The sequence below is a fragment of the Glacieibacterium sp. genome (assembly GCF_965200405.1).
Taxonomy (GTDB): domain Bacteria; phylum Pseudomonadota; class Alphaproteobacteria; order Sphingomonadales; family Sphingomonadaceae; genus Glacieibacterium.
Genome location: NZ_OZ241356.1, coordinates 585,407 through 598,152 on the forward strand (window position 1 = coordinate 585,407; position 12,746 = coordinate 598,152).

The following is a 12,746-nucleotide window of genomic DNA, read 5'->3' on the forward strand; positions in this document are numbered from 1 at the left end:
CTCAGATCGTGCTCTTCTGCAGGTATTTGCCATCCCGGAGGTAGGTGCCGTCGGCGAACAGCTGCAGGTCGGTGACGGCGATGATGTCGTCGCCCGGCGTCCGGCTGAAGCGGTAGTGGAAGCGGACCTTGAGCGCCGCGATACCGCCGGGCTCGTACAGCACCGCATCGTCCATGATCTGCGCCCGCACCTTGAGCTTCATCAGCTTGGCGTCGTTGGTGCCGATGTTGCCGATCCGGACGTTGCCGAGCGACTTGCCGTTGTACTGCCAGTCGACGGTGAACCAGGCGTAGATGTCGTCGATGCCCCAGCCGGTCAGCTTGGGCCAGTCGTCGAGCCGAATCGTCGCGGCGTCGCTGAACGGCGCCGGATTGGCCGGGACCTTGTCGCCCGGATGCTTGAGCCCGCGGAACTGGTCGAGTTCCCAACTGATATCGCCCGAGCTGTCGCTGAGCAGTTGCGGCAGCAGTCCGCCGATAGTGCCGATCACCTCCATGGCGCGGGCCCGCGGCGGCGGTGGCGGCGCCATCGCAAGGTCGGCATCGGTCGGCGCCGCGTCACCCTCGGGCAGGCGGTCCGCCTCGAGGTTGGCCATGGCATAGCCCGCCGGTGCGGTCGGCCCACGATTGGGCTGGCGCGATCCTGTCCCGCACGAATGCAGGATCTGCGCGCCCCCGCCCGGGAAGGCACCGGCGGCGTTCTCATACTCCTGGGTGAAGTCCCGGTAGGTCATGATGTAGCGGCTGCCGGTGGTGTGGGTCGCGGCATAGCCGCCGGGTGCGCCAGGGGTGCCGACGGCGCGGTCCCACGGGTCGGCGACGCGGACGTAGGTCTCGGTGCCGTCCGAATACATGCCGGTGACGACGATGGCGTGCAGCCCCGGCACGGCGGCGGCGACCCACAACGGGCCGTTGCGCTCCAGCAGGTCGCGGAAGCCGTCCTCGGCATAGCACATCGGGTTTTCGGCGCTCAGGCCCATCTCGCCGGCGAAGCGGTTGACGTCGCCGGGGGCCAGCCCGGTCGCGGTGCTGCGCCCGCAGATCGAGCCGACGGCCTCGGGCGACAGGCTGACCATGTCGCGCCAGCCGACGACCATCGCCCCGGCGGCGGCCCAGCAGCTGAACTCGGTCGGCTGGGCGATCAGCTCGACATCGTCCCAGTTGAGCGTGAATGCCGCGCCGCCCAGTGCCCTCGCCTTCGCCTTGTTCCGCGTCTCCAGGCCCAGCGCATAGCCGGCACCGGCCGCGCTGCCGGTGTTGAGCTGGTGGCCGAAGGTGCCGCCGCAGTGCAGGACCTGCAGATTGACCGCGGCGAAGTCGGTCGCGGCGCGCTCGTACTCCGCGACGAAGTCGGCCCAGCGCATGATGTAGCGGCTGCCCGTCGCATGGCTGGTGGCATAGGCCCCCGGCGCGCCCGGCGAGCCGACATCGCGGTCCCACGGGTCGGTGATCCGCACATAGGTCTCGTCGCCCTCGGCATACAGACCGGTCACGACGATGGCGTGCAGCCCCGGCACCGCGGCGCCGACCCACAGCGGGCCGTTGGCCTCGATCAGCTTGCGGAACGCATCGACGGTGTAGCTGCGCGGCGGCTCGGCCGTCATCTTCATGTCGGTGGCGAACTGGCCGACCTGCGCCGGGTCGAGCCCGGTGGCGGTGGTCAGGCCGGCGTTCGCGGCGATGCCCTCGACGGTCAGGCTCATCCGGTCGCGCCAGCCGAGGACCATCGACGTGGCGGTCGCCCAGCAACTGACGTCGGTCGGCTGCGCGATCTGCTGGACCTCGTCCCAGTTGATCGTGAAGCTGTCGGCCGACAGGCCGCGCCCGGCCGGCAGCTTGCGCGCCGCCAGTGCCTGCGCCGTCTCGAAGCCGCCGAGTTCCTCGCGGATCGCCGTCGGATTGAAGCGCTCGCTGAACGGCGCGAGTATCTCTGCCTCGCCGCCCTTGTCGTTGATGAACGCCGCGAGCCTCGACTGGAAGCTTTCCCACAGGCGCTCGCCGCCCGCGAAGATCAGCGTCTCGGTGCCCGGGAAGCCCAGCGTCGCCCGGTCGGTACCCCGGGTGTAGAAAGTGGTGACGCCGTCGACGACGAAATAGCCGAACTGCCGGTGGCCGCTGACCGGATGGTCGCCGGAGCGCGGCGTGTTGATCGTCGTGACCGCATAGAATTGCGGCTTGGCCTCGCTGATGACGATCGCGGCATTGTCCCAACCCGTCGGGTCGAGGTCGACGATCCGCCCCTTGATGTCGAGGAACATCGCCGCGCCGAGCGGCTTGTCGGACGCCAGCTTCTGCGCGTCGCTATCGTCATAGGGACTGAAATCGGTGATCCCGGTGTCGACGAATTGGTTGATGTTCCTGATGGACTGGCCAAGCAGCTTGGGCGCGTCCCAACCGTCCGGGAAGCGCTTGATGACGACCTTGTAGAAATCGCAGTTGAGGTCGCCGACGGCCGCGTCGAGGCGCTGGATGGTGAAGCCGCGCGCCTTGACCTGCGCGACCAGCGACGGCGCCGGGCTCCATTGGAACAGGTCCTTGTAGTCCGCCGCGAGTTGCCGAACGCGCTGGCGATCTTCGGCCCCGACGACCATCGCCCGCGCCTGGGGGTAGCGGCCGTTCGTCTTGGCCTTCAGCGACAGGCCCTGCGCCGTGCCGTTCGTGGTCGCCGGCTGCGCCTTGCAATAGCGGTTGGTCACCAGGTCCATGAAATGGTCCCAGTTCCAGTTGCCGTCCGGGCACGACGTGTGGCTGGTGCCGGTGTCGGCCTCACGGTGGCCGATGATCGTCGTGCGATCGGGTGTCAGCCCGTATTTGTCGCACAGCGCGGTGACCAGCGCGGCGGACTCGCAATATTGGGTATCGCTCGGCGCCAGCGCGTCGAAGTGGGTGCCGCCATAGTCGACGCCGCCCGCCTTTACCGCGACATGCTCGATGCCGATGCTGCGCTGGTTGGCGCCCTTGGCGTGCCAGGCCGTGTCGGCCTCGGGGACGAACTGGACGATCTCGCCGTGCTGGCCGACGAGGTAATGCGCGCTGGAGTTGGCGCCGGCGCGGCTGAAGTGATTGACCGTACTGCTGGTGGTCGGGGCGTCGGTGATGTGGATGACGATTCGATCGATGGTCTTGCCACCCCGCCCGGCCGTCACCGCCGGCGACACGACGAAGCGCGCGACGCGGTCATAGTCCGGGTTCGGCGCCGCCAAGCCGCGCGCCTGTCCATAACCTAGCGTCGCCGGGGCAGCGGTATAGGCCGGTCCGTCGATGCCGTGGCTCTCCGGATCGTCGTCGAGGCCCTGCGCAGTCGGTGCGGGGGCCGGTGCCGCGGCGGGGGCGGGGGCCGGAGCGGCGTTCGTCGGCGCTTTTGCAGCCGGCAGCGGCCCGAAGCCGTCGTCATAAGGCACCGGAGCCGCAGGCTGGTCGGAGCCGTTCGCCTTGCCGTTCTTGACCGGTGCCGTCGCGCCGTTCGTGCCGGCCTCGACCGGCGCCATGCCCGGTGTTGCCGTGTCGCCGGCCCATTCGAGCTGCGCCTGGCCGTTCTTGCCATAGCCGGCGGCGCGCTGCTGGCGGTTGGGGATGACCCGGACCCGCGCCAGGCTGCGGCCCGAAAGGCCCTTAATGCTGATGTATGGGCTCGCCTCGGTCGGGGTCACCGCGACCTTCATCGCGTCGCCCTCACCCGCCGTGGCGACGCCAACGTACAGCTTCTCGTTACCGATGAACCGCGCCAGCACTTCGGGCGGCACGATGAAGTTCGCCTCGTTGCCGGCGAAGCGGACCGCGCCATTGCCCTTGGTCGAATAGAAATTGGCGGCGTTGCGGTCCTTCTTTCCGTCCGGCTTGAACAGCGCGGGATCGGTGCCGATCGCGACTTCGGCCTGGCTTGGGCGGCCGTCGTCGCGGATCTTCAGGGCGACCATCGGAAAGCGATCGGTGACGTCGATCCGGCTGAAGCGAAGTTGCGCGGTCATGGTGCTACCTCTGGGTCTGTGGCGATGGCCAGGCTGGATGCCGCATCGGCGCGGGCGCGCACGGCGCGGCGTTCGAAGTCATGGGGCGGGACCAGTGTCGCCACCGGCTGGGCAAGGTCCTCGATGATGCCGTACTCGCGCTCGAAGCGGTTGACCGCATCGGCGAGCAGGCCGGCGAGCAGCTTGGCGTGGACCGGCCCGGTCGCCATGCGGCTGTGCATCGTCACCGCCCCGGCCTCCGGCTGGAACTGGCCGAAGTCGATCAGGAACTCGAAGGCGTTGTGCCCGACCTCGAAGTAATTGGCATAGGCGGCGAGCGGCGGTCGCCGGCGGCGGGTGGTGGCAGGGACGGGAGTTGCGGCTGGGCTCATCGGCAAACGATCTGCAAACCGCGTGCCAGCCGATCGGAGGCTGCTAAGTCGCTGGAAAATCGATTTGCGACGCGGTGCCGGCTTGTCGCCTGTGACAGTTCGAGTGTCACACCCGGACAGCGCGATGTTACATTCCGCCGTCCGCGACCTCGTACTTCGCCAGCTTGCGGTACAGCGTCATGCGCGACCAGTTGAGCGCCTTGGCGGCCTCGGCCTTGTTCCAGTTGGTCCGCTCCAGCGCCTCGATCAGCCGCGACCGCTCCGCCGGCACGCTGCACCGGTAGCGCGCGAACAGCGACTGGAATGCCGGCGGCAGGTGTTCGAACTCCAGCCGGCCGGCGGGCGGGTCGATGAACACCGCCTCGATCAGGTTGCGCAGCTCGCGGACATTGCCGGGCCAGTCGTGCGCCGCCAGCGCTTGCAGCAACTCCGGCGCCGGGGCCTCGACCGTCGAGCGATCGCGGGCGTTGAACTCGGCGATGATCTCGTCGGCCAGCACGGCGACGTCCTCCGGCCGGTCCCGCAGCGGCGGGATGACCAGTCGCGCGACATTCAGCCGATAGAACAGGTCACTACGGAAGCGCTGCGCCGCGACTTCGAGCTCGAGCTCGCGGTTGGTCGCCGCGACCACCCTTATGTCGATGTCGAAGGCACGGCCGCCACCGAGCGGCTGGACGCGCCGGGTCTCGATGACGCGCAGCAGCTTGGCCTGGGCGTAGATGTTCATCTCGCCGATCTCGTCGAGGAACAACGTGCCGCCGTCGGCCTCGGCGAGTCTGCCGCGCACCGCCGAGACCGCGCCGGTGAAAGCGCCCCGGGCATGACCGAACAGCTCCGACTCGACCAGCGTGTCCGGCAGCGCGCCGCAGTTGACCACGACGAACGGACCGGCGGCGCGCGGGCTGAGCGCATGGATTGCCTGCGCGACACGCTCCTTGCCCGTGCCGGTCTCGCCGGTGATCAACACCGTCGCCCGCGACCGCGCCACTTTGGGAAGATAGTTGCACAGGGCCGCCATCGCGGCGCTGCGACCAGCCAGCCCGATCGCTGCAGGACCATAGCCGCCGGGGCAATGCCCCACGGTGACACCGTGTGCTGCGGTCGCTGGCGAGTGCCCCACGCCAAGCCTCCAAGCATCGCCCGCGCGACCACGGTAACGGGCAGGATGATGAACGCGCAGTCCTTCGCTGCCCGGCAACAGGCAGAATGGCTAGCGTCTCGTTGTTTTGGCTCGATCGGGATGTCGTCACCGACATATCCAGTTTCGACAATACTCCTTTAGGCTATGTCGCGCAACCGCTCGCCGGCTAATCACGGCTGTCGGTTCAATATTTGCCGGGCGGACGTCGAGATTGGCGATCGTTGCGGCTTTACTATCATGAGCGACCGCGGTCGCAGGCACTGGACTCGAAAAACGGCGGAGGCTCAATGATTCGCGATGTATCGCGACTTGCAGTTCTACAAAACTGATCTACCTCAACTTTGCCTCATAGCTGGAACTTGGGCGAAACCGTCTTCGGAACCTTCATTGGTCGCTCATCGTTCGGTGAACAAGGATGGGTGGAGGTTTCGTCATGGGAACAAGTGCAACCGTCGGTTCGCTCAATCTGATGACCTTGGGCATCGGCCTGCTGGTCCTGATCGTCATCGCGGTGATGTTTTTCCGAAAGAAGTCGAATCGACATCCGATGCATCCCGACGAGGGCATCCACAGCGACCTCGATGCCGCGGCGAGGCGTGATGTGGATCCGCCGCGCGCCAAAGACGTTACGCGATAAAATGCCGCACTCCGCGGTCATGGTCTGAGTTGTAGTCTATCGTCGCTCGACGTTCGTCCGGTGCAGTGCCGGTATCGCCGAAGCGCGCAGCAGTGCTGGGGAGATTGTATGAACAAATTTTTCAAAGTTGCTTTCGGTGTAGCGTTGGGTGTCGGTGCAGGCGGTGCGGCGATGGCGGCCATGCCGGTCGGCAACGCCGCGAACGGCGCCAAGGTCTTCGTGCAGTGCAAGACGTGTCACGTCACCACGCCGGGCGTCAATCGCATCGGGCCGACGTTGCATGCGATTGTCGGTCGTCACTCCGGCTCGATCCCGAACTACTCCTACTCTGCTGCGAACAAGAAGAGCGGCGTGACCTGGACCGAAGCTAATCTGTTCACCTACCTCGAAGCGCCGCGCAAGTTCATCCCCGGGACCAAGATGACCTTTGTCGGTCTGAAGGATCCGCAGCAGCGCGCCGACGTCATCGCTTACCTGAAGACCCAGTAAGACTCTGCCGGCCGTCGGGAAACCGGCGGTACAGGTCGTAAAGGTGTGCAGGGAGCGAGGCGGTGAGCCAAGCCGCGACCTGCCACCACGGCCCGCCGGTCAGCGCGGCGTGAACCGCCAGCAGCAATATCGCACCTGGCACGAGCATCCGGACGAGATCCCACCGCCCGAGATAGGCCAGCCAGGCGCCCTCCACCCCGACGACCGCAAGAATGAAGACGACGGCGTTGCCGCTCGTGAAGAACTCGCTCAACGCGCCGCGGCCGGGCGGCCGATCGAGCTGATCAGATGGGCGGTATCCTTCAGGAATATCTTGAAATGGGCCAGCGGGCTGGAGCGCACCAGCGCCTTGTTCATATAGGCTTCCCAGGTCAGCCGCTGGACATCGGGGTCGCGGCACATCTTGACGAAGCGCTCGCGCCGCTTGTCGCTGGAATACCAGAAATACTGCATGATCCCGAGGACACGGAAGACCATGCCGTGCGCTTTGACGAACTCGCGCCGGGCGGAGCGTAGCGCACGCGGGTCGCCGCTGAGCAGGAAGGCGCCGACCGACTGCGCCGCCATCTCGCCGCAGACCATGGCGTAATAGATGCCCTCGCCCGACGCCGGTGCGACCACCCCGGCGGCGTCTCCCGCGACGATGATGTCGCGACCATTGTCCCAGCGCTTCAGCGGCTTGAGCGGGATCGGCGCGCCTTCCTTGCGCATCGTCGTGCAGGCGTCGAGGCCGGTATCGCCGCGCAGTTCGGCGACCGCGCCGCGCAGGTCGAAACCCTTGCGGGCGCTGCCGACGCCGATGCTGGCGGTATCGCCGTGCGGGAAGATCCAGGCGTAGAAATCGGGCGATAGCCGCCCTTGATAATAGACGTCGCAGCGTGAGCGATCGAAAACGTCGGTGTCGCCCTCCGGCGAGGCGACGACCTCGTGATAGGCGAAGACGCAGGGCATGCGCTCGGCACCCTTCAGGACCTGGCGCGCGACGCCGGAGCGAGCGCCGTCGGCGCCGATGACGGCCTTGGCGCGCAGGCGCTGGAGCGGCGACGAGCGAGCGGTGCGATAGGTGACGACCGCGGTCCCGTCGTCGTCGCGCTCGATCGCCTCGAAGGTGCCGGTGCGGCGCTCGGCTCCACTGGTGGCGGCGCGGGCGCGGAGATATTCGTCGAAATGCTCGCGGTCGACCATGCCGACGTAACCGTCGCCGACCGGCATATCGACGACCTTGGACGACGGCGCGATCATCCGCGCGGCGCGGGCCCTGCCGACGATCATCGCGTCGGGAATGGAAAAGTCGCGGATGGCGCGGGGCGGGATGGCGCCGCCGCACGGCTTGATCCGCCCGGCGCGGTCGAGCAGCAGGACGCGCTTGCCAGCCTGCGCAAGGGTGTTCGCAGCGGTGGCACCAGCGGGCCCTCCGCCGACGACGACGACATCCCAGGTCTCGCTCATGCCGTGACTCCCGTCAGATTGCGTGGCCGGGCCGCGCTGCCGATACGCGCCGCGATGCTGGCGGCCACGATGAACAATGTCGCCTCGACGCCGAAGACCAGCGCGAAAGCAGTGGGCGCATCGCCCAGCAGCCGGCGTCCGACGTCGACGCCCGCTGCGCCCAGGAAGCCGCCCGCGCCGAACGCGATTGCCTGCGCCGCGCCCCAGACGCCCATGCGGACCCCCTCGCGTCCCGGTCCGTCGGCACCGGCGAGCCCCATCATCGAGCCGATCGCCGCCACCGCGAATACGCCGTTGAAAAAGCCCAGCGCGACGACGTTGGCGGTCAGCGGCCAGCCCGGGCCGGTCCGCGCCGCGATGACCAGCCCGGCCAGCGCCAGCGCCGAGCCGAGGCAGCCGCCGACCGTCCAGCCGCGCATCCAGCCCGCCTTGGCCGAGAAGGCGTTGCCGCCGACCCCGACCAGGATCATGCCGGCCAGCACGCCGCCGTGCTGATACCCCGACAGGCTGGTCGATGCCCCCGGCGAGAAGCCGAAGCGCAGTCCGGCGAACGGCTCGAGGATCAGGTCCTGCGCGCTGTACGCCAGCATCGAGACGAAGACGAAAATGGTGAACCGCCGCGCCCGCTCGTCGGCCCAGATCTCGTTGAGCACGACGGCGAATGGCGTCGGGATGGTGCCGTGAACCGGCAGCGGCCGCTCCGGCTCCGCCCCCCAGATCGCCACCAGCGCCACGACCAGCGCGATCAGCGCGACACTGGAGGCGACGGTGCTGAGCCGCTGCGGCGTGAACGGCTCGATCAGCTGCCCGACGATCCCGGCAGTGATCGCGATGCCGGCGATCATCATGATCCAGGTCATCGCCGCGGCGGCCGGGCGACGCTCGGGCGCGACTTCGCTCGCCAGCAGCGCCAGCAGCGACGTGCCCGCCGCCCCGACTCCCGCGCCGATCAGGCTGAATCCCAGCACCGCGAGCAGCGGCCCGGCGATCGGCCGCGTCGTCATGATTAGCGTCGCGTCGACCGCCAGCACGGCGCCCAGCGCCAGCGCCGCCATGCCCGCCGCGATCCACGGCGTCCGCCGCGCCCCGGCATCCGAGCCATGCCCCCAGCGCGGCCGCGACAACTGGATGGCGTAATGCCAGGCGACCAGTCCCGCCGGCAGCGACGCCGGGATCGCATATTCGACGACCATGACGCGGTTGAGCAGCGACGTGCCCAGCATGACGATCGCACCGATCGCACTCTGCACCAGCCCGAGCCGGACGATGCCAGGCCAGCCCAGTCCTTGCGCGGCGACCCCCTTCATGCCGCCAGCCCGAAAGCCGCCGCGAGCATTCCGCTGACGTACAGCGTCACCCCCGTGCCATTGTACCAGGGTGCGTATTTTCGCGGATCGCGCAGCAGCCGCGGCATCGCCACCAGCTGCGCCACCAGCACCGCCGCCACCACCATCGCCGCGCGCGGATGACCCCAGTCGAACAGCAGCGCCGCGACGATCACCTGCGGCACCGCCATCACTGCGCACGCCAGCCGCGCCGCGCGCTCGACCCCGAGCACCACCGGCAGCGACCGCACGCCGGTCGCGATATCGCCCTCGACCGCCTTGAAATCGTTGAGCGTCATGATGCCGTGCGCGCCCAGGCTATACAGCAGGATGACGACCAGCACGTGCGTACCGGGCAGGCTGCCGCTCATCGCCGCCGCCCCGGTGAACCAGCTCAGCCCCTCATAGCTCAGCGCCACTGCCGCCGGTCCCCACCAGCCGCTGGTCTTCAGGCGGAACGGCGGCGCGCTATAGGCCCAGCCCGAGGCCAGCCCGACGGCGGTCGCGACCAGCACCCACGGCCCGATGGCGGCTCCCGCGATCAGCGAGACGATGCTGCCGATGATCGCGATCGCCAGCCCCCAGCGGCCCGGGATGCGCCCAGACGGGATCGGCCGGTCGGGCTCGTTGATCGCATCGACGTGACGGTCGAACCAGTCATTCACAGCCTGGCTGGTGCCGCAGACCAGGGGTCCGCACAGCAGCACGCCCGCGACCAGGAACGGCCAGCGGCTGGCGAGCGGTTCACCCGACGAGACGACGCCACACATGAACGCCCACATCGGCGGGAACCACGTCACCGGCTTGAGCAGCTGCAGGACGTCCCGCCCCGCGGGGATCGTCGAACCGGACACGGTTGCTGTGCGAGCCATGCCGTACGCTATGCCTGACACTTTTAACCGTCAATAAGTTTGGACAGTTAAATTGACACCGTCAGTCGGTGTCGCCATTTCCCAGGTTGCCGAGGCCATGACGATGAAGCTTGGAATACAGGCTCTGCCGGCTCAGCCCGAGAATCTCCGCCGCCGAGGCGCGATTGTCGGCGGTGTAGGCCAGCGCCGCCTCGATGCAGAGGCGCTCGATCAGGTCGCTCGACTCGCGCACGATGTCCTTCAACGGCACCCGGCCGACCAGCTCGGTCAACTGCTCGACGGACTTGGGCAGGGCACGATCCGGGGCGATCAGGTCGACCTTGCGACGGCTGCTGGTACGGATGCTGAAACCGAAGCATGGGCGCTCGCTGTCCCCTGCAAGCACGGCGGAAACCTCGACTTCCTCCTCGCTGGTGACGCCGCGGATCAGCGTCGTGAAGTTGCGGACCGCCCCATGTTCGCGCAGCTGGCCGACCAGGATGCCGAGGTCGATGCCGGGGCGCCCGAGGAACTGCGACAACGGCGCACCGCGCAACTGCGCCCGTCGCGCCGACTGGGTCAGGTCGAGAAAGGCCGCGTTCTCGGCCAGGATGTCGAGGTTGTCGTCGGTCAGCACAAAGGCGTCGGGCAACCGGTCGAGCACGTCGATCAGCCGCGTGTCGGTCCCCTCACTGGCGGCGATGTTGTCGGCCCGCGACATGCGCACCAGGAAATACGACGCGCGGTCCTGGCGGAACAGCGTCGCCGACATCCGGCACTCGCGCCCCGTACCGACCGAGACCCGGGCGACGGTCGACTGCTCCGCCGCGGCGACTGCGCCCAGCAGGGTCAGCGCCGCATCGCGCGAACTGTCGTCGAGGATGGCGACGAATGGCTGCCCGGTCAGGTGATCCTCGGTGCCGACCAGACGGCGAGCCGCCGGGTTCGCCTCGGTGATCCGGCGGTTGGCGGTCTCGACGATGAACACCGCCTCGCTCGACTCGTCGAACAGCAGCCGATAGCGTGACTCGACCTGGCGCAGCCGCACATAGTCACGCTCCATCGACTGCTGGGCGGCAAGCAGGCGCTGCTGCAGGGCGGCGGCGGCGCGCATGTCGCGGCCGATGGCGACGACGCGGCCATCGCGCGAAGCTTCGACGGCGACATAGCGGATCGGCACGTCGCCACCGGCCAGCGGATGATTGACCTGGCGCCAGCGCCCGGAGCGCCGGCTCGGCGCATCCCGCAGCATTTCCTCGATCTTGACGCGGCTTTCGGAGGTGACCGTGTCGACCCACAACTGGTCGCGCCACGTCTCCAGCCCTTCGATCGGCAGGTCGGCGCTGCCCATCGCGATGTCGCGGATATAGCCCTCGGCGTCGACGACCAGCGCGACGTCACCGCTGGCGGCTATGACCCGCGCGGCCAGGTCGGCGTCGACCCCTTGCAACAGTGCGCCAGCGGCACGGAACGGCACCGCGCCGGCGAGCGACGGTGAAAGGTCCACGGCTAGTTGCCTGGACGCAAGAAGCGTGGGTCAACCATGACCCGCAATAGGGGTGTCGGCGCGCAGGGCGAGCACATCGAGCAGGGTCTCCGCTACTAGGACCGCTCGCCGTGCGTCGACGGCGGTCGCATCCGCCCCGCAGCTTTTTGCCAGTTCCGGATGCTCGGCAAAAACCCGACCGCCGACCATGACACCTATGCGCGGGTTACGCGACGCGCGGCGAAGCGCACCGATGATTGTCGGTACGCGCGAGATATGGTCTTCACAACTGACCGTCAAGCCGACCAGCTCGAACCAACCCTTGCGAACCATGCTGACCAGGTCGTCCTCGGTCGGGTTGATCTCGCTCGCCGTCGTCCACCCGGCGCGGCGAAAGAACTCCTCGACCATCAGCGTGCCGAAACCGTGCTGCTCGCCGGGCAGCGGCGCGAACAACGCCCGGCGTTCGCCGCCCCGGCGCTCGGCGGCACCGGGGGCGCGCGCCGCGAGTTCGTGGACGATCTCCTGTAGCCGCCACAGGCCCATCGTGACGTCGACGAAGTCGCAGACATCCTGCTCCCACCAGATCCCGAGCTGATGCGCCGCCGGCGCCAGCAGGTCGAGGAACACCGTCTCGATCGAGACGCCGCGAGCCAGCAGAAGGTCGACCTCGACCAGCAGGGCATAGGCCTCGTTGCGCAACGATGCGCCGGCGAAGCGCTCGGCCTCCAATGCGGTGATGACCGCACCCTGCGGCTCGATGCGTGCATCATGCTGCTCCGGTGCACGGTGCGCCATTAACAGTCTAGGAATGATTTCGCCCTCGACGATCCGGGCCAGTGCAAACGGCGACAAATCCGTCGGTGACCAGGAGACAGGTTCCTGGGCAAGCCCGGGTGAGCTAGTAAAGCTGTGCAAATTCAGCATCGAAGCCATGCAAACTCCCCGTCAACGACGCGCAATCGTCGCGCCGGATTGGCTGCCTGTTCTTGGGTCTAGCCGCCGACCATCATATTTTATCGCCGAATTT

At 68.0% G+C, this 12,746-nt stretch carries 11 protein-coding genes; 2 read left to right on the forward strand and 9 right to left on the reverse strand.

What is annotated here, in order from left to right; genetic code table 11:
• Window position 1: 1 nt before the first annotated feature.
• The 3 genes from ACOFKW_RS02635 to ACOFKW_RS02645 all read right to left on the reverse strand — a co-directional run bounded on the left by ACOFKW_RS02635 (window position 2) and on the right by ACOFKW_RS02645 (window position 5,458).
• A complete protein-coding gene (locus ACOFKW_RS02635; RefSeq protein ID WP_419815804.1) occupies window positions 2-3,967 on the reverse strand; it encodes a papain-like cysteine protease family protein in 3,966 nt (1,321 codons plus the stop codon).
• Window positions 3,964-4,338 (reverse strand): DUF3467 domain-containing protein, encoded by a 375-nt coding sequence (locus ACOFKW_RS02640; protein WP_419815805.1) that lies wholly within the window; start codon window positions 4,336-4,338, stop codon window positions 3,964-3,966. The genes ACOFKW_RS02635 and ACOFKW_RS02640 overlap by 4 nt, the downstream gene beginning before the upstream one ends.
• Before the next feature lie 127 nt (window positions 4,339-4,465).
• A complete protein-coding gene (locus ACOFKW_RS02645) occupies window positions 4,466-5,458 on the reverse strand; it encodes a sigma-54 interaction domain-containing protein (RefSeq protein ID WP_419815806.1) in 993 nt (330 codons plus the stop codon).
• 436 nt (window positions 5,459-5,894) lie between these two features.
• Here ACOFKW_RS02645 and ACOFKW_RS02650 point away from each other — a divergent pair, with 436 nt between their 5' ends.
• Both ACOFKW_RS02650 and ACOFKW_RS02655 read left to right on the forward strand, forming a co-directional pair.
• Window positions 5,895-6,116 carry a hypothetical protein gene (locus ACOFKW_RS02650; RefSeq protein WP_419815807.1) on the forward strand — a complete coding sequence of 74 codons (222 nt, stop codon included), beginning with the start codon at window positions 5,895-5,897 and terminating at the stop codon, window positions 6,114-6,116.
• Window positions 6,117-6,287: 171 nt separating this feature from the next.
• The gene (locus ACOFKW_RS02655) at window positions 6,288-6,605 is read left to right on the forward strand and encodes a c-type cytochrome (RefSeq protein WP_419815808.1); all 318 of its coding nucleotides are present in this window, start codon (window positions 6,288-6,290) and stop codon (window positions 6,603-6,605) included.
• On the opposite strand, the gene ACOFKW_RS02660 is transcribed toward ACOFKW_RS02655, so the two are convergent.
• The 6 genes from ACOFKW_RS02660 to ACOFKW_RS02685 form a co-directional block, all read right to left on the reverse strand.
• Window positions 6,580-6,858: a hypothetical protein gene (locus ACOFKW_RS02660; RefSeq protein WP_419815809.1), complete on the reverse strand. Its 279-nt coding sequence runs from the start codon at window positions 6,856-6,858 to the stop codon at window positions 6,580-6,582. The genes ACOFKW_RS02655 and ACOFKW_RS02660 overlap by 26 nt on opposite strands.
• Complete coding sequence (locus tag ACOFKW_RS02665) at window positions 6,855-8,054, reverse strand: geranylgeranyl diphosphate reductase (protein WP_419815810.1); 1,200 nt, start codon at window positions 8,052-8,054, stop codon at window positions 6,855-6,857. Before ACOFKW_RS02665 ends, ACOFKW_RS02660 begins: the two co-directional genes overlap by 4 nt.
• Window positions 8,051-9,361 carry a BCD family MFS transporter gene (locus tag ACOFKW_RS02670; RefSeq protein ID WP_419815811.1) on the reverse strand — a complete coding sequence of 437 codons (1,311 nt, stop codon included), beginning with the start codon at window positions 9,359-9,361 and terminating at the stop codon, window positions 8,051-8,053. Before ACOFKW_RS02670 ends, ACOFKW_RS02665 begins: the two co-directional genes overlap by 4 nt.
• Window positions 9,358-10,251: a chlorophyll synthase ChlG gene (gene chlG, locus ACOFKW_RS02675; RefSeq protein WP_419815812.1), complete on the reverse strand. Its 894-nt coding sequence runs from the start codon at window positions 10,249-10,251 to the stop codon at window positions 9,358-9,360. Before chlG ends, ACOFKW_RS02670 begins: the two co-directional genes overlap by 4 nt.
• Before the next feature lie 61 nt (window positions 10,252-10,312).
• Window positions 10,313-11,737: a transcriptional regulator PpsR gene (ppsR, locus tag ACOFKW_RS02680; protein WP_419815813.1), complete on the reverse strand. Its 1,425-nt coding sequence runs from the start codon at window positions 11,735-11,737 to the stop codon at window positions 10,313-10,315.
• 30 nt (window positions 11,738-11,767) lie between these two features.
• Window positions 11,768-12,652, reverse strand: coding sequence for a cobalamin B12-binding domain-containing protein (locus ACOFKW_RS02685; protein WP_419815814.1), 885 nt, complete (start codon window positions 12,650-12,652; stop codon window positions 11,768-11,770).
• Between the last annotated feature and the right edge of the window lie 94 nt (window positions 12,653-12,746).